This window comes from Cellulosimicrobium sp. RS (assembly GCF_046159675.1).
In the GTDB taxonomy this organism is placed as follows: Bacteria; Actinomycetota; Actinomycetes; order Actinomycetales; family Cellulomonadaceae; genus Cellulosimicrobium; species Cellulosimicrobium funkei.
The window spans coordinates 104,816-121,635 of the sequence record NZ_JBJXVU010000012.1 but is presented as its reverse complement, the minus strand read 5'-3'; the positions used below and the strand labels follow the sequence as shown (position 1 = coordinate 121,635).

14 protein-coding genes and 1 pseudogene are annotated in these 16,820 nt (G+C 69.5%); 4 read left to right on the top strand and 11 right to left on the bottom strand.

The genetic code is table 11. The features are described 5' to 3' along the window. Window positions 1-2: 2 nt before the first annotated feature. Window positions 3-2,351: a glycoside hydrolase domain-containing protein gene (locus ACI769_RS17655; RefSeq protein ID WP_409142039.1), complete on the bottom strand. Its 2,349-nt coding sequence runs from the start codon at window positions 2,349-2,351 to the stop codon at window positions 3-5. 209 nt (window positions 2,352-2,560) lie between these two features. Between ACI769_RS17655 and ACI769_RS17650 the strand changes: the two genes are divergently transcribed. Both ACI769_RS17650 and ACI769_RS17645 read left to right on the top strand, forming a co-directional pair. Further along, window positions 2,561-3,211, top strand: coding sequence for a peptidoglycan DD-metalloendopeptidase family protein (locus tag ACI769_RS17650; protein WP_051876644.1), 651 nt, complete (start codon window positions 2,561-2,563; stop codon window positions 3,209-3,211). A gap of 14 nt (window positions 3,212-3,225) precedes the next feature. Next, window positions 3,226-3,474, top strand: coding sequence for a hypothetical protein (locus tag ACI769_RS17645; protein WP_034652986.1), 249 nt, complete (start codon window positions 3,226-3,228; stop codon window positions 3,472-3,474). 82 nt (window positions 3,475-3,556) lie between these two features. Here ACI769_RS17645 and ACI769_RS17640 read toward each other — a convergent pair whose 3' ends face one another. The 3 genes and pseudogenes from ACI769_RS17640 to ACI769_RS17630 all read right to left on the bottom strand — a co-directional run bounded on the left by ACI769_RS17640 (window position 3,557) and on the right by ACI769_RS17630 (window position 6,121). Next, a complete protein-coding gene (locus ACI769_RS17640; protein WP_128082762.1) occupies window positions 3,557-4,345 on the bottom strand; it encodes a hypothetical protein in 789 nt (262 codons plus the stop codon). 247 nt (window positions 4,346-4,592) lie between these two features. Further along, a pseudogene (nrdH, locus tag ACI769_RS17635) lies at window positions 4,593-4,814 on the bottom strand (glutaredoxin-like protein NrdH); the annotation flags it as partial. A 344-nt stretch (window positions 4,815-5,158) separates the two neighbouring features. Next, on the bottom strand, window positions 5,159-6,121 hold the full coding sequence (locus ACI769_RS17630; RefSeq protein ID WP_211934225.1) for a hypothetical protein: 963 nt from the start codon (window positions 6,119-6,121) through the stop codon (window positions 5,159-5,161). A 415-nt stretch (window positions 6,122-6,536) separates the two neighbouring features. On the opposite strand from ACI769_RS17630, the gene ACI769_RS17625 reads away from it, so the two are divergent. Then, window positions 6,537-7,571 carry a hypothetical protein gene (locus tag ACI769_RS17625; protein ID WP_211934224.1) on the top strand — a complete coding sequence of 345 codons (1,035 nt, stop codon included), beginning with the start codon at window positions 6,537-6,539 and terminating at the stop codon, window positions 7,569-7,571. Here ACI769_RS17625 and ACI769_RS17620 read toward each other — a convergent pair. The 5 genes from ACI769_RS17620 to ACI769_RS17600 all read right to left on the bottom strand — a co-directional run bounded on the left by ACI769_RS17620 (window position 7,562) and on the right by ACI769_RS17600 (window position 10,745). Next, window positions 7,562-8,290 carry a hypothetical protein gene (locus ACI769_RS17620; RefSeq protein ID WP_211934223.1) on the bottom strand — a complete coding sequence of 243 codons (729 nt, stop codon included), beginning with the start codon at window positions 8,288-8,290 and terminating at the stop codon, window positions 7,562-7,564. The genes ACI769_RS17625 and ACI769_RS17620 overlap by 10 nt on opposite strands. A gap of 203 nt (window positions 8,291-8,493) precedes the next feature. Next, window positions 8,494-9,435, bottom strand: a complete 942-nt coding sequence (locus ACI769_RS17615) for a DUF3560 domain-containing protein (RefSeq protein ID WP_211934222.1) — start codon at window positions 9,433-9,435, stop codon at window positions 8,494-8,496. 80 nt (window positions 9,436-9,515) lie between these two features. Then, window positions 9,516-9,797, bottom strand: a complete 282-nt coding sequence (locus ACI769_RS17610) for a hypothetical protein (RefSeq protein ID WP_211934221.1) — start codon at window positions 9,795-9,797, stop codon at window positions 9,516-9,518. Window positions 9,798-9,947: 150 nt separating this feature from the next. Then, entirely contained in the window at window positions 9,948-10,280 is a 333-nt protein-coding gene (locus tag ACI769_RS17605) for a hypothetical protein (RefSeq protein ID WP_211934220.1), read from the bottom strand. A 75-nt stretch (window positions 10,281-10,355) separates the two neighbouring features. After that, on the bottom strand, window positions 10,356-10,745 hold the full coding sequence (locus ACI769_RS17600; protein WP_211934219.1) for a DUF6573 family protein: 390 nt from the start codon (window positions 10,743-10,745) through the stop codon (window positions 10,356-10,358). A gap of 997 nt (window positions 10,746-11,742) precedes the next feature. Here ACI769_RS17600 and ACI769_RS17595 point away from each other — a divergent pair. Then, a complete protein-coding gene (locus ACI769_RS17595; RefSeq protein ID WP_211934218.1) occupies window positions 11,743-13,092 on the top strand; it encodes a hypothetical protein in 1,350 nt (449 codons plus the stop codon). Between the two features lie 290 nt (window positions 13,093-13,382). Here ACI769_RS17595 and ACI769_RS17590 read toward each other — a convergent pair whose 3' ends face one another. Further along, window positions 13,383-14,789 (bottom strand): ParB/RepB/Spo0J family partition protein, encoded by a 1,407-nt coding sequence (locus tag ACI769_RS17590; RefSeq protein ID WP_211934217.1) that lies wholly within the window; start codon window positions 14,787-14,789, stop codon window positions 13,383-13,385. Between the two features lie 579 nt (window positions 14,790-15,368). Further along, the gene (locus ACI769_RS17585) at window positions 15,369-16,403 is read right to left on the bottom strand and encodes a DUF4192 domain-containing protein (RefSeq protein WP_211934216.1); all 1,035 of its coding nucleotides are present in this window, start codon (window positions 16,401-16,403) and stop codon (window positions 15,369-15,371) included. Window positions 16,404-16,820 lie beyond the last annotated feature (417 nt).

Genomic DNA, 16,820 nt, shown 5'->3' with positions numbered 1-16,820 from the left:
AGCTACAGCGCTGCGGCTCTTGCGGGACCGTTCAGGCGGCTTTCGAGGAACGAGTAGAGCCCGAAGCTCCGCTCGCCGTAGGCGATCGCGTCCTGGTTGGTCCCGTTGTATCGGGCCAGCGTGTCCTTGATCTCTTGGTCCGTGAAGAACGTGGGCTGGGAGATGTCGATGCCTCGGTCCGCGGCGGACCAAAGCAGGACGAGCGCGCACATCCGGATGTTGAAGGCGTCGTCCTCGTTGAGCCGCATCCAGAGATCACGCTGCTGGTGCCAGTCGTCGACGTCGTAGCTGGGCTCGTCGGTCAGACCAAGAGCCCGCGCCCAGTCGATGACTTCGGCAGCGACCCAGGCGAAGATCTGACTGACCCCCGTAGAAGCGTCTCGCCTCTGCACAGGAGGCGGCACGGGAGCCGGTGTGACCGCCTGCTCCGCTGCGCTGAGCCCGTCCCACCACTCCTTCTGCTCGAGATACGCGTACGTTGCCCGGACGATCGCGTCCGTGCCCACGTCAAGGATGTTCTCTACTGAGCTTTCCCAGAGAACAGCGGTCTCGATGAGAGACTTGCGCATCCCGTAGCCCCGCGCCAGGGACGTGAGGAGGTCATCGTGCTGCCCGAGGATTGCCTCGAAGACGTCCTGGGGAGGATGCAAGACGACGGCCTGCTGGATCGGGGTCGTGGCCTGCTCGAACCACCAGAAGTAGTCCTGGATGAAGGTGCTGTAGTTGGGAATCGAGGCGAGCGGCGTCGGAACGTCAAGAACGGGGGCGTCCACGTCGACCACGCTCTGGCCGATGTCGCGGCCTGACGCGATGTTGTTGTCGATGTTGATCAGCCCGGTGCCCGTGCCGATCGTCTTGGTAGCGATCTGATCGAAGGCCCAGTTGGACGGCAGCAGGTAGCCCAGGTTGCCGCTGAAGCCTGTCGACATCCCCGACACGAAGCTGAGCTTGGCGTAGCCTCGCGCCGAGACGCGTGCGCAGACATTGCGTGAACCGTACACGCCCACTCGGTACTTACTGCCCAGTTCGGCCATCGCAGCAGCGATGGCGCGGAAGTGCGGGAGGATGTTCGCGTCGATCTCCGCGTCCTGGGCGTCGTAGTCGACTGCGAAGTAGACGACCGTGCCTCGCTTGAAGCCGTGGGCGAGCGCGGCGTTGAACGCGTCCCGTGCGTCGGCTCGACCCTGCGTAGCGTTGAAGTACGAGGCTTCTCCTCCGTAGGTCTGGTAGATGGGGAAGACCCTCAGCCCCGCGCTGAAAATCGTCGAGAGCTCGCCGGGTTGGATCTTCTTGTTGAGCTGTGAGTTCAGCGCGTTCGTCAGGTAGCGACCGACGTATCGGTATCCCGAGTTCCAGAGTGTCGCTGCTCGAGGGGCGGTCACCTCGGTGATGCCGTCGCAAGCAGTTCCCGGGCGCTCGGGGTCTCCGTTGGAGACCAAGAGCGAGCACCACGTCTGGTAGTCCGCAGCCCCGGTGGGGGCGAGCTTGCAGAAGTTCTGAAACGCCGTGACGGACATGGAGTCTGCAGAGCTGAAGACAGAGTCGAATGCGACGGCGATCTTGTTGAAGATGAGCGCCGCGTGGAACAGGCGCACCCACTGGCTGCCGCCCGAGTCCTGTGCCCCCACGCCGAAGAGTCCCGATTCGCTGATGCCACCGCGTGTACCCGGCCCGAAAGTGCCAGTGGCCTCGGCGTCGGTCAGCCCGATCTCGTACTGCAGGGCGTACACGAGAGCCTTCTGGGTGTTGCGCGAGTACAGGCCGTCGCACGGCATGACGAAGAAGTTCTTGCGTGACAGGTAGGTCGCATTGAGCCACTGCTGCACGCCGCGTGCAGCGGAGGTGCCTCCAGGCAGCAGTACGTAGGCGTCCATGGTCAGTAGGCCCTTGAACACCTTCGGGATCATCGTCCCAACCGCAGTCAGACCCATGTCCGAACGCAGTGAAGCGACGGCGCTCGTGCAGCCAGGACCGTACCCGCCGTCGAGCCCGTTCGGGTTGTACCCCTTGCAGTACAGGCCACCCTGGATGATCTTCACGACGCGGGAGAGCTTTGCGGGGTTGCTCGACGTCGTGGAGGAGTTGATCGTCGGGAACTGGGTCGTCAGTGCGGCGAGTGTCCCATCCCCGAAGTTGTTCGACAGGGTCGCGATCCCGAGCTCGTGCTGCAGCGCGCGCGTGAGCCCGTACATCGTCGACCAGCCGGTGCGTCCCGTCTCGGGCACCCGGATCCACTGCGCTCCTGCCGCCGGCCCGTACGTGGCGTTCAGCCACTCCTGCACATCCAGGACGCGCTGGTCGACGGGCGGATCGTCCGCCGCGATGGCCGTCGGTCCGATCTGAGTAGTCATGTGTTGCTCCGTTCCCTTGCTCGCATACCCGGTGCCCCCCGCAGATCGGCTGCGGCCGGGACGTGGAACCAGACCCTGCCAGCGCCCACTGACACGACTGATTCGAACGTGTGTTCGAACGTAGCATGTGGGTGGCGCCGTGCACACTCCTCCCCACGTGCAGGCCACGACCCGGTGACCTGCGGCTTCACTACATTGGAGGGGGCCCGATGAGTCAGCTCGTCAACCCGGTCGCTGGGCGCATCAGCTCGCGCTACGGACCGCGCACGCACCCGATCACCGGCAAGCGCACACCACACACCGGCACCGACATCGCCGCTCCGAGCGGCACACCCGTCAAGGCCGCGCACGCCGGTCTGGTCACCGCGTCCCGGCGCGACGGATCGCGCGGGAACTGGGTCGGGATCCGCGGCGACGCCGGTCCCACGACCTACTACCTGCACCTGTCACGCCGGCGCGTCGCCGAAGGGGCCCGCGTCGGCGCCGGCACCCACATTGGCGATGTCGGATCGACCGGGACCGCGACCGGGCCCCACCTGCACTTCGAGGTCTGGACCGGCAGCACCCACACCGACCCCCAGGCCTACTACCGCGACCGTGGCCTGACCCTCGGTACCGCGGGGGCAGCGGCCGGCGGCAGCGGCCGTCCGGTCCTGCGCGAGGGCAGCACGGGCCAGCATGTGCGCGACCTGCAACAGCACCTCAAGGCCCACTACCCCGCCTACGCGCGCGACCTCGCTGTGGACGGGAGCTTCGGCCCCAAAACTCGCGCAGTCGTCACCGAGTACCAGCGGCGCGCAGGCCTCGACCCCGACGGCATCGTCGGCCCACTCACCTGGGCAAGCCTCGGCCTCGACTGACAGGAGCAGTCCACATGCGCACCACCCACATCACCATCGCCATCGTCTGCGCCACGCTCGTGGCCATCACCGCGATCCTCGCCTGGCTCATCGCCGCCGGCCACGACATCCAAGGCATCGCCTCCGTCATCGTGAGCGCCATCGTCCCGACCATCGCTTCGCTGATCGCCGTCGACCAAGCATCGCGGGCACGCGCCGAGCTCCAAGGCTTCGCGTCTGTGAACCGTGAACCTTCCACAGATCAGCGGTATCCCAGGACCTAACAAGGCGGGAGTGGGGCACACCGGATGGTGCGCCCCACTCCCGCCTTGTCGAAGTCTGTGGCTGAGTTCGGCCTTGCGTGAACTACTTCGCGATGGGCGCGAGCGGGTTCACAGAGACCGGCGCAGGGGCACCGGGCTGCCAGATCGCCACCCTGGAGTAGGCGTTGGTCTGCTTCGCAAAGTTGAAGCAGTTCGAGGTGTTGTTCGGGAAGGGTCCACGCCACGTGGACCAATCCCTCGTGCCGTCGCCAAAGTGAGCGTAGATCCGCCCGGTCTGGGGCCCTGGGCAGACACCGAGGACGGCGGAGTGCATCGCCGAAACAGTGAGAGTCCCATAACCCGTGTAGCAGAAGCCACGCCACGCCGGACCTTCGAACGGGTACTGAGCGACGACCTTGTACCGAGTGGTTGTGCACGCCACCGAGGTCGTGAACGGCGAGATCATGCCTGGACCGGGCGCCGCAGCCGACTCTTCCTCGATCAGCTCTGCCTGCTCCTGCGTGAACGCGTCGTTGACGGCTTGGCGCTCGGCGTCGTCGTACATGCGGATGCTGCCATCGGGTTCGATCGAACCGACCCAGGTCAGCTCGTCAGGCTCGACGACCTCAGCCCCGGACGAACCGATCTCCTGCCCGATCAGCGCTTCCTGCTCCGCCCGGAACGCGTCGTTGACCGCTTGGCGCTCCACGTCGCCGTACGTCCGCGTTGTACCGTCGGCATTCTCAGTCCCGACCCAGGTCAGCTCGTTCGGGTCGATGATCTCGCTACCCGCCGGATCCTCGGTGCTCGCGCTTGCGGTCGAAACACCCGCCATCGCGAGACCTACGACGACCGCGGGAACAGCAAACCGCCGTACATAGACAGCCTTCAAGACTCCCCCTTTAAGAGTGCGACCAACGCGTCGTTGCTTGGCCCGAAGGTGGAACCGATTGGTCCTGTCGTACGCCTGCCCACCCTCGGTGGCTGAAGTACATACCACACTCAACGGCACGTCAAGCCATAGCGGGTCGTCGGTCAAGAGTTAGACCCGATTCACCACAGAGCAGGCTTCCCTCATCGCTCGTGCCGAGGGCTAGTGCCCCGGGATCGGCGATTGCACCAGGGACGAATATCGCCTGGTTCGCGAGGGCATTGACCTGGTCGGGCCGAAACCCGGACCACGACACGTCACCGGCGACGACGACCGGGGCCTGGAGGTGCCCCAGGGCACGCACCCGCTCGAGCGCGAGGGCGTCGGCGCTGATGTCCACCACGGTGTACGCGATCCCCTTCTTGTCCAGAGCGCGGTACGTCGCGTCGCACTGCACGCACGCCGGCTTGCTGTACACGGTGACCTCGATCCCCTGGCTGGTCATGATGCCCTCCCCCACGTCGTTTTTCGGACCGTCCCTGCAGCCAGAGCGTTGGCTGGAAGCCGTCCCCGGACGCACCCGCAGGGCGCGAGCACCGCGAGCGAGTCGGGACGCCCGCGCGGGCGCGACGTTCTCGGCGGGCTCAGCGACGAAGGAGCGCAGCCGAGAACGTCGCGGATGGGCGGGCCGCAGCGCAGCGGAGCCGGCTTGCGCCCGGGGACGGCCGGCCACACTCGCAGCCAGGGACGGACCGAAGACAGATGATGCTCCAGCCGCGGCCCGCAGGGCCGCGACGTGTTGTGCGCGGCGACCTGTCGCGGCGCACCCGCGGTTCACGCCAGAGCCGCCTCCCCACGGTCGGTGGCCCACTCCAGCCGAGCCTGGTTCGGCGGGTTCAGCACGACGTCGTGCTTGCGCAGGACGCGGTTCACGGTGGACCGCGACCACGGCACGCGCGCCGCGATGTCACGCTCGGAGCGAGCGTCGCGCGCGAGCTCGAGGATGAACGCGTCGCGCTGCTCCGTGGTCATGGCGGCCGGGTCCAGCTCCTGGCCAGGCTCGTCCTGCACCTGGCTCGCCACGACGACGACCGGCTCGACGGCCGGCTCGACGACGGCCGGAACCGGAGACAGCTCCGCGATCGGCGCCGACTCCGTCATGCTCGCGGGAGCGGTCGAGGGCGTCGACGTGCTCGCCTCGGCCGTCGCGGTTTCCTCGACCACAGGCAGGGCCGGCCGGGGCCGGCGCACGCCCAGCAGGTGGGCCAGCGCGGCGCCCATACCCATGACGGCGACCGGCACGCACGCGACACCGACCACGACCTGCCAGGGCGCCCGTTCGATGCCAGCGGCGTGGAGCAGGTGATAGGTGATCTGGCCCGCGGCGCCGATCACCAGCGAGGCCAGGACCGACCATCCCGCGAACGTCCGCGCGGCCGGACGGACGTTGCGGTGCGTGAGCCACACGCCGAGCGCGAACGCAGCGTAGACCTCCATGCCCAGCGGCAGGGTGATCGCGAGGTTCACCGTCAGGTCCATGATCCCGGGCAACAGGTTCACCGGACCGAAGCCGGCCATCCGGCCCAAGTCGACCCACCCACCCCAGATCGCGACGAACGCGCCTGCAGCGAGAGCAACCACCGGCCAGCGCGGGAACGACTCGTAGCCCTCCCCCGGCTCAGCCTGACCCTCCTCCGAGCCTCGATCGAACCGGCGCCGGACCGCGTCGCGGATCCGGACCGAGGGGCCAGCAGCAGCGCGGTTCACCGGCTCAACGTGGGACACGACGACCTCCATCAATCAGAACGGACGCGTTGCAGTTTAACAGAAGCAGAACGAGAGCGTGCTGTTACCGTGGCCGGGTGAGCAAGGAATCTCGGCCGGACGGCCCGCGCGATCCGGGTCCCGGGCCGGGCGGGCTGTACGACGTGGCTCGTCTGGCCCAACGGCTCGGCATGGCCCACGCGTCCCTGCGTTCAGCGCGCCACCGCGGCGCAGACTGGCTCCCCAAGGCTGAGGGCCAGCTCAACGGCGGCCCAGTCTGGACTGCTGCAAGCCTCGAAGGGATTGAAGACCGCCGGCGTGGCCCAGGACGCCCCCGGCGCAGCTTCTGATTGACGAGACGCGGAGCCTATTCAGGCGCAACGGCCGGCTGCGACACGGAGACCACAAACGCCAAGTCCCCGCCGTGCTTATGGAATCGTCATGCTTCATGACGACGGAGCCGCTGTCCCCAGAAGAGCAGGTCAAGGACCAAGTACTTGCGCCTACCGTGACGATCTATCAGCACGGTGAGCACGTAGCCGGCGTGGTCCAGCAGTTCTTCGAGCGTCCCTTGGTGGTCGACGAGACGTTCGAGAACGAAGGTACGTCATCGACAGGGCAGAAGAGCGAGCACAATGCCGGGGTTCAGGTTGCCGGTGAGGCCAATACGCCCTTGATCGCCAAGGTGAAGGCACAAGCGGACTACAGCTACCTGCGAGGCCACGAGGGAGCAAGTGCGACGAGTACGCGTGCGGTGCAGAACTTCGTCTACTCGCAGGCGTACTACCTCAACCTCGTGCGCAAGGCACTGCGCGACGCTGAGGTGCTGCGGACGGTCGCCAACCTTGACGATGCACGACACCTCAAGGCGGGCGATTTCGTTGAGTACCGAGCGTGGTTCCGCCCCAGCGAGGTGACGACGCTCATGGACGTTGTAACGCCCGAGCTCGTGGAGACGATCACACGAACCCAGCACAAGCTGTCCGAGGCGAAGCTGTTCGAGGGTTACGGGACCCACGAGGACGTACAGAAGGCGGCCCTCAGAATCGACCTTGAGGCCGGGGCGCGAGGAGAACTGGCCGGGGCGATCACACGGGCCGTCAAGACCGACTTCCGCAGCACGACGACACGGGAGTACTACGGCGCGATCGCCTCTGGCGACGCGACGGTCACTGCGGTCACCATCTGTGACACCGGACATTTCACGGTCGATGATGAGGATCGCATCCTGGATGGCGAGTTCACCGTCTTAGGCAAGGTTACGTCCAGCCTGGAGGCCGACGCGCCCATCCTTCGGCGCAACAAGCTCCTGTCCCGCATCGGGGCCGACGGCGTCGATGCGTTGGCCAAGTTCATCGCGACCGCCGCCGACAACCTTGAACCGAACGAGGGATCTTTCGACGCGAGCCAAGTCGACCTGACGTTCAGTTCTCGGGTCAGCGGCGAGTCGTTCCGCGTGGTTCCCCTCGCGATCTACGTCTGAGCCTCTGCACTGGCCGTCCAAGCGTCGAGGGTGCGCCGTGTGACGCCGGCGCGGGCGGCGAGGTCGACCTTGGTGAGCAGCTGCGCGCTATAGAGGCCGCGCACGGCGGTGCGCAGGAGTGCGCGTTGGTGGGCTTCGTCGAGGTCGGGCGCTCCGCTGGTGGGTGTGCCGTTGGCAGTGAGCTCGGCCAGGAGCCGGGTGCCGTGGGTGGCGTACCAGGCGGCGGCGAGGACGTCGCCGTCGGGCTCGAGCTCGAGGACGTGGGCGGCGAGGCGGGCGGTGACAGGCACGAGCCCGGTGCCGCTGGCGTGGGTGAGCCAGGCGGACACGAGCCGGACCGAGCGCACGGTCTCGGGCAGCGGCTCGGGCAGGTCCTTGAAGGTGCGGCGCAGGTCGAGCGCGCCTTGCATGCGCTCGTCCCAGTCCCAAGAGCCGATCGGTGCGCCGGCGTGGGCCAGGGCGTTGGTCCACGGTTCGCGGTCGGCCTCGGGCTGGGTCAGGGCGAGCAGGCGCAGGGTGTGCGCGGCGTACTGCCCGGCGGACAGGGTGCGGCGGGCGGCCTTGTACCCGGTGCGGACCCGGGCTTGCCCCGCTTCGGCCGCGGCCCACGCTCCCCCATCGCCGTCAGGCGCGGTCGCGGCTGCGCGCACGCGCTCGAGCAGCTCGAGGATCGGGCCGGCGTGCTCGTCGGGCAGCGCGTCGACGCGGCGGGTGGTCATGGGAAGGGCACCTCGGGGTTGCAGGCGGTGGTGAGCCGCGCCGGAGGCGGGGGGTGTGGGGGGCGGCAAGTCCCCCACGGCGGCGCGGCGTGCACGGGTGAGCCTACGGGTTCGGGGTGCGGTGGCGGTGGTCATGGCGGTTCTCCTGGTGTCGGTACGGGCTGGGCCAGGGCGGGCCGGGTGCGGCCCGCCCTGGCTGTCGGTCACGTGGCCTGGGCCGGGCGGTGGTCGGTGACCTCGTGCCACGGGGCGCGGTCGGTCCAGGAGTAGTCGGTCTCGACGCTCACGGACTTGGCGTTGACGCGGGCGACGCGTCGCCACCAGTGGCCGATCTTGACCTCGTCGCCCTTGGCGACGTTGTGCGGCCCGTATGCGGTGACGGTGCCGTCGGCGATCTGCTGGGCGCGCACGTCCTGCCAGTGCGCGAGGTTGTCGCGGGTCTCGGCGATGGCCGGCTCGAGGCGTCGACGGCGCCGGGCCTGCTCGTGCTCGGTCGCGGGCCGGTATCCGGTGTCGAGGTCGTAGACCGGCGCGACCAGCTCGCGCTCGTACTTGCGGATCTGTGCGGCCAGCCGGTCGATCCTGTTCCCGACGGTGACGGGGTTGTACCGGGCGCCGGTCGTCGCGGCGGCGGTCGCCGCTGCCTCCTGGGCGTCCTCGGCGTCGCGCTGGGCGTGGACGGCGGTGCCGAGCGTGGACCATGCGCGCTCGGTGTCGCGGCGGTGGCGCTTCTCGGAGTGGTGGCCGATCTTGATCGGCTCCCCTCCCTCGGGCAGCCGCTCGACGGCGGCCTCGTGCCGGGCGTAGGCGGCATCGGCGGCGGCGGTCTTGCGGTCAGCCTTGGCGGCCAGGGCCGCGGTGCGGTCGGCCTGTCGGGCGATCTTGTCGGCCTCGACGACGGCGGCCGGGCGGGCGGTGTCGTCGACGTGGACCTCGACCGTGTGGCCGGCCTCGCGCAGCGCGGCCGCGGTCGCGTTGATCTTCCACGCCTTGACGGCGCGGTCCCGCGACTGCGGGATGAACCAACCGGCCAGGCTGCGGCTGAACCGCCAGCCGTTGGCCTTGAGGATGACGTTCGTTCCGTCGCCGCGCTCGGTCCCGTCGATAAGGGTTCCAGCCTCGCGGGTGTGGGTGATGGTCAGCATGGGCGCTCTCCTGCTCGCGTGCGGTTCTGGGTGGGCCAGCCGGTGGGCCGGGAAGTCTCCTTCCCGACCCACCGGGCACGTCAGGCGAGCAGCTCGCCCAGGGTGCGCGCGGGCGGGGTGTAGGTGCGGCGTCCGGTCGGATCGATCCACAGGGCGCCGCGCATGCGCTGGGCCAGGTGGGCCTTGTCGGCGCTGATCAGGGGGTGGATCGCCGGGACGACGCTCGCGTCGTTGCGGTCCATCCGATCCAGCACGTCGTACAGGTCCTCGCCGGTCTCCCGCGCGTGGCGCTTGGCGGCCTCGATGCTGGCCTCGAACGACGCGCGGCTCGCGTCCTGGGCGGCGATGGTGTGCTGAGCCACGAGGGCCCTCCTTTGCGTTGGTGCCGGGTGGCCGGTGGTCTCCGGCCGTTGCGTGCCCTTCCAACACCTCAAGTATACATCTAGCGCATCTGTATGTATACCTCAGGTGAGGGGCGGGCCGGGCGTTCTTGCGCCCGGCCCGCTGGTGGTTCAGTCGAAGTGGTGGCCGGCTTCCTCCTCGGCCGCCTCGTCGGCGGCGTCGATGGGGTCGCGGCCCGCGTCGTAGTCCTCGCGCCAGGGGCGGTCCGCGATAGCGCGGTGGGTGAGCCAGATTCGGCGCATGAGCCGGACGTCGACCAGGGCGAGCCAGAGCGCGAAATCGGCATCGCCGTTCGCGTACTGGATGACGTACTGGTCGGGGTAGCCGGGCAGGCGGCGACGGACGCGCTCCTCGAGCGCGGCGCGCTGCTCGGGCTCGAGCTCGGCGGGGTGGGAGTTGATGGCGGCCACGCGCTGGCGCATGGTCTGGTGCTCGGTGGTCATGGTGGTCCCTTCGTGGGCCGGGGCCGGTCGGGCGTGGGGCCGCGGCGGGCCGCTGCTGGCCCGCCGCGGTGGCGGTCAGTCCTCGCCGGGGAGGCTGATCGTCACGACCGGTTCGCCCGTGTCGCCGGGGCCGACGTGGAGCACGAGGTCGAGGCCCTGGGCCTCGTCCTGGCCCGGGAGATTGGGGACGCGGGCCACGGTAAACCGGGAGCGGCCCGCGCGGGCCGCGATGGTGGCGAGCCAGAGCACGTCCCACAGTCGGCCGGTCTCGTCCTGCCCGGGGCCGTGCTCGGGGTTCCAGGTGACAGCCTCGGCGTGAGCCGCCTGGGTGAGCGCGACGGGCCAGCGGAACCCTGCCTCACCGGCCAGCGGCCCGGCGTCGACCAGGACGCCGTCGGCCAGGGCCCGGGCGCGGGTGTAGACGTGGATCGGCTCACCGAAGACGTGCGCGGAGTTGGTGGTCATGGTGACCCTTCCCGCCAGCAGGTGGGTGGCCGGTGGTCCCGACCGTTTTTCGCCCCCTCCTGGCTCCGTAATCACCGACCGCACAAGCGGCCCAGAGCGCAACCGACCGGTCCCGGAACGGCGGGGCTCGCCGGCCGAGCTCAGGGAGCGCAGCGACCGCAGGCCGCCGAGTTTCGCCGGGCCGGGACGCGCAGCGAGGTCGGTTGCGCGCAGGGTCGCGCGGTCGATGATGGAGAGCCAGGAGGGGACGACTCCCCCGCGCGCAGCGCGGGACAACACCGGGCCGCGCAGCGGCACGAACAGCCCGCGCAGCGGGCCTCAAGGCGCAGGGATCTGCCGTGCCCCTGCACCGCGCAAGAACGCGCCCTCGAGCACCCTGATCTTCGGCGAGCGACGCGGCTGAGTCTCGCCACGCTCAGACGCTCAACGTGCCCCTTACTCGTTCGCGGCCGAGCACGGACCGCGCGCCCGACCCTTGTCGACCATCCGAACTTATGGCACTCTCCTTCCACCACCTTGACTTTGGGGGATAGTCAATGAGGCGAGCCGCCTACGTGCCGGTGCTTTTCACTGGGTTGCTCGTCGTTGGCGTCATCACCGGCTGTGCGGCGCCCTCTAGTGACCCGCCTCCCGCATCCAGGACTGGCGTGCCCGCTGTCTCGATCGCTGTCGACTCGTTTCCCACCGAGGACTCGACGCTCAGGCCACCGCCGGAGGGGCAGTCGAATGTAGTCATCGACCCGACCGCCGAGCCGCCGACGCTCACGGTCACGTCCTGGGGTAGTTCCAGCTGCCCAGCGATCCCGGTGGGGATCGCTTGGCAAGGATCGACAACTCTCGCTCTCGAGATGGCGCGCAGCAACAACATGAGCTGCACCGCGGATAGCGTTCCTTTTAGTCACGTTGTGGAGATCCCGGTCGAGAATTCCGTCGACGACGCTGTCGAGGTTCTCGTTAATGGCAAAGCGGTACCGCATACGACAACGTAGGGGGAAACATGAAGTCCAGGCTGCAACGCGGCAGCTATGCGCTCGTCGCCGCCGTCTCGCTCTCTCTGTGCGGGGGGATCGCTGCACACGCGACGAACTCGCCCGTCCCGCCGCCTGAGCCCGATGTACAGGGCCCCGTCGATCAACGGTCAGTCCTCGACCCGTCTGACCTGGCGCAGCACCTTCACACGCCCGCCATTCCCGAGGTTGTGGCCGCCAAGGCCGACGAGATCAGGAAGCGCTACGGCTCCGACGACCGCCTCGGCACGCTCGCCATCTCGGACGACCGGTCCCACCTGTCTGTCGCGTGGTACGGGGACGTCCCAGCTGACCTGACGCCGTCGGAGAACTTGGCGGTTACTGCCGCCCCGTACCTCCCTGGAGACCTCCGCCGGGCCGCGGCAAGTCTTCCCGGCACCGAGGTGGGCGGTGCAAAGGTCGCCGGCGCGGGCGTCAACGCCGACGCCTCTGGCGTCTATGTGGACCTTGACCAGAGCACGTCAACCGGTGCACGCCGCAGCGCGAGCCCCGATCGCGACGAAGTAGCCAACGAGCTGAGCGAGATCGCCGGCGTGCCGGTGCGCGTCAACGAGAACGTCCAGAACAACCCCGCCCGACTGTCCGACAACCTGCACTTGGGCGGCGCCCGGATAAGCCGGTTCCAGGACGGCTACCTCCGTGGCAACTGCAGCACCGCTTTCGCCACCCGACACAAGGTCACCGGCGACTACGGGATGGTCACCGCCGCCCACTGCGGTCCGATCAACTCCCAATGGGTCCGTACCGCCATGTCTGAAGGCGGCCTCATGGCCTACCACTACGGCAACATGACGCACCGGCTCACAAGCCTCGACGGCGCCGTCCTGACGCAGGACTGGTCGAACCCCTACATGTACATCGGCGAGTACACGAGCACCCAGTACGTCGGCGTGGAGGCAGTCTCCACTGGCTATCTTCTCGGACAAGAGGTCTGCAGCTCGGGATCGTACTCCGGCATGACCTGCGGTGGGCAGGTCGTCGAAACCGACTATTTCGTCGAGTATGAGGACACCGACATCACCAGCGCAAAGGTCGCTCGTATCGTCAACCAACTCGGCGAACCGCTGTGGGGCAGCGGAGACAGCGGTGGCCCCGTGTTCGACTTGGTTTCCGTCGACGCGGGCTTCCGACCACGCGCTCTGGGCGTCATCTCGGGGATCTACTGGTTCGAAGACGAGGAGTGGGTCCTGGACAACTGCAACGGGGTCCCTGCTGCGCAGCCGAACGGCCGCGGATGCAGCCCGTACGGATTCGCAGCCTCCGTCTACGAAGTCGCAAATAGCCTCAACTGGCGAGTCGCGACCCTCTCGTCGCCATGAGCGTTCGGGTTCTATGCAACCGACCCAGACGATGAAAGCGCGGAATCCGGCCACCTCGAGGCCAATCGCACCTGGTCATCACGGCAGCCGCACGTAGGCTCGGAAGTTCCTCGTTGAAATCTCGACCGTCGGCCACGGTGGCGTTCTTCTGATCCGGTACTCATGCCGAGGCGGGGGTTCGGGGGGCGGCAGCTCCCCGGTGTCTGCGCCGGCCCTCGATGGGCCGGCGCAGGCAGCGCGCGCACCCGGGTGCGCGGCCCGCGGGTCTGTCCCACGGACCGCGCTGGGTGCTACTCGGTGGGCGCCTGGCCTCGGGCGATCTGCTCGACGTCGCTGAGGGTGTAGCCCCAGGTTTCGAGTGCGCTGAGGTAGGTCTGTTCGGCGCCTTCGCGGCGCCAGGTCTGCACGCCGGTCTCGGCCTCGCGTGCGGCGAGGGCGAGGACGAGCGCGATGTGCTGGGCGCGGCTGGGGGTGGCCTTGGCGATGAGGTCGGCCAGGCCGCGTCCGGTCGGGTACGGGCTGGTCTCGGTCTTGATGCCGAGCCATTCGCTGGCCAGTGTGTGTCCGCGCTCTCCTGCGCGTCGCAGGGTGTGGGTTTCGGTGGCGATCGCGTGGGCGATGTACTCGGCGGCGCCCTTGGGGGCGGTCTTGCGCTGGGCGAACTCCGCGAGCCAGGTCCGGCGCACGGTCTCGGCGGACTTCCACGCCTTGTTGTTCTCGATGACCTGCTTGCGCTCGGCCTTCTCGGCCTCGCTCATCGGTCCGGTGCGCTGGGTGCTGGTGGTGCCGTAGCGGTCGGCGTGGCCGTGGGTGCGCCAGTTCGTGCAGACGTAGACGATCTCGACGCGGTTCCACTGCGCGGCGATGTACGCCGCGTGACCGGGGCACTCGGCGTGCGCCTCGGGGGTCAGGTCGGTGCCGTTCGGGTCGTCGTTGGTGGGCTTGAGTCGAGCCAGGTGCTGGACCTTGGCGTCGTTGTAGTCGGGGCGCTCGACCTCGGTCACGTTCTGTGCGGTCAGGGTCTCGCGGGCGGCGGCGACCTCGGCGGCGCGCTGGCGCTCGTCACGCGCGCGCTGAGCCTCGTGGGCGAAGCGGCCAGGCTCCTTGACCGCGACGGCGGTCAGGTTCTTGACGGTCTCAGTGTCGTCGTCGAACTCCGCCAGGGCGGCGGCCACATCCAGCGGCAGGTCGTACTTGGCCTGCACGGCGGCGGCGACCTGGGACTCGGCCACGGTGAGCGTGGCCTGGACGACGGCCTTCTTCGTGCCGGTGCGCTTGGCGATCTGCGCCGCGCTCAGCCCAAACTCGAGCGAGAGCTGACGGTAGGCGGCGGTGCGGTGGCTGTCGCGCATGTCCTCGCGATGGTCGTTCTCGGCCAACTGCTCCACGATGCGCTGCGCGCCCTCGCCGCTGCTGGTCACGATGTACGCGGGGATCGTCGCCTGGCCCGCCTCGATCGCGCCCAGGGTGCGGCGCTGGCCGTGCAGGACGACGAGCGTGCCGTCGTCGTCGCGGCGCACGCGCACGGGCTGCAGGACTCCGTGCTGCTTGATCGAGCCGACGAACGCGGGCGTGAGGTCGGCGTCGGCGCGCACGTTCACGCCGACAACCAGGGTGCGCGGGTCGACGTGGGCGAACTCCGCGCCGTCGGCGGTGGTGGTCGTCTCGGCCTGAGTGGCCGTGGTGTCGGTGGTCATGGGTGCCCCTTCCCGCCAGCAGGTGGGTGGCCGGTGGTCCCGACCGTTTTTCGCCCCCTCCTGGCTCCGTAATCACCGACCGCACAAGCGGCCCAGAGCGCAACCGACCGGTCCCGGAACGGCGGGGCTCGCCGGCCGAGCTCAGGGAGCGCAGCGACCGCAGGCCGCCGAGTTTCGCCGGGCCGGGACGCGCAGCGAGGTCGGTTGCGCGCAGGGTCGCGCGGTCGATGATGGAGAGCCAGGAGGGGACGACTCCCCCGCGCGCAGCGCGGGAGAACACCAGGCCGCGCAGCGGCCACCGAATCGGGGCGGCCACCGGCCGGCGCACCACGCACCTGGCCGAGCTCCACCAGGCGCACCCGCTACCGGCACTCCCCCATCGGCCACGGGCCGCTCCCCGGCCTGGCGCTGGTGGCTGGTTCGGTGCGGTCTGCTGGGACGCGCGTCGGGATGAGGCGGGGGTCCGGGGGGCGGCAGCTCCCCGGTGCTCGTGCCGGCCCTCGATGGGCCGGTACGGGCAGCACCCCGCGCGGAGGGCGCGCGGCCCGCGGGGCTGTCCCACGGGCCGCGCGCCGGGTGTCACTGCGCGTCGCGCTCGCGCACGACCCATGCGGGCGGCAGGCCCGCCCGAAGCACGGCCCGCAGCATCAGGGCCAGGCGATAGCCGTCGTCGACGCTGAGCGCGCGGTCGATGGCGTCGCCCGCGATGCCGTTCTGCCCGGTCCACCACGTGAGGAAGCCCCACAGCGTCCACGCGGCGGCGCTGGTGGGCACGTGCGCGATGATCTGCGCGAGCAGATCGCGCGCGGCGTCGGCGGCCTCACCGGGCTGGACGCCGACCTTCGGGTCCACCATCGCGGCGATCGCGCGGCCCACGGCGTCGTCGTCCGGGTTCTGCCCGGTGACAACCTGGGTCACGGTGTCCGGGTCGACGTCGGGGACGGCGGTCAGCAGGGCGGCGTCACGGACCTTGATGTGCGTGAGCATCTGCGCGAGTTCGCCGTAGATCGCGGGGCCGTCGACCAGGCCGCTGAGCGCGAGTCGCCACGTGGCGAGCGCGTGGGTGGTCTGCTCGTCGCGCGTCTTGGCGGCGTGCTTGGCGGCCGCACTGCGGGCGAGGTCCTGGGCGGCCTCGTCGGCCGCGCCGGGCAGCAGCCCGGCGCGGTCACGCGCCGGGGCGACGCCGGAGGCGACCAGTTCGGCGGCGAGCACGCTCGAGGTCACGTCCGACAGCGGGCGCACGACCGGGTGCGGCGCGTGGAGGTCGACGTACCCGTCGGCGCTGACCTGCACGGCGTCGTACACGTCGACGGCCTGGCCGTGCAGGGCCTCGGTCATGCCCGCGAGGGTGCGGTCGGCCTGCTCGCGGTCCTCGGTGTACAGGGCGATGATCGCGGACGCGGCGCGGTCGTTGGCGACGTGCACGGCGAGCATGTCGGCCGTCTCGGGCGTGACGTCGGACAGGTCCGCGCGAGCGACCAGGCCGACGGTGCCGGTGCTCGACCGGCGGGCGACGACGACCATGCTCTCGGTCGGGGTGTACCCGATGCACGCGGGGATGTAGGCGAGCACGTCGGCGACGGTGCGGGCGCGGAGTGCGGGCTGGTGAGCCACGGGGGCTCCTTCCTGCCAGGTGGCGGGTGGCGGGTGGTCCCGACCGTTTTTCGCCCCCTCCTGGCTCCGTAATCAACGCCCGCATAAGCGGCCCGGAGTGCAACCCGCGGTACGGTCCGACGACGGGGCTCGTCGCCCGGATGAAGCGACGAAGGAGCGCCGGGCGACGAGTTTCGGCGACGGGCCGGCGACGTAGTCGAGCGGGTTGCGCGCAGGGTCGCGCGGGCGATGATGGAGAGCCAGGAGGGGACGACTTCCCCGCGCGCAGCGCGGGAAAGCACCGGGCCGCGCAGCGGCCACAGATCGGGCCGGCCACCGGCCGGCGCACCACGCACCCTGCCGAGCTCCACCACGAGTCTCGGCCGCCGACTTGTCTCTTCCCTGGGTCGTCGGTGAGCTGGGTGAGGGGGGCGGTAC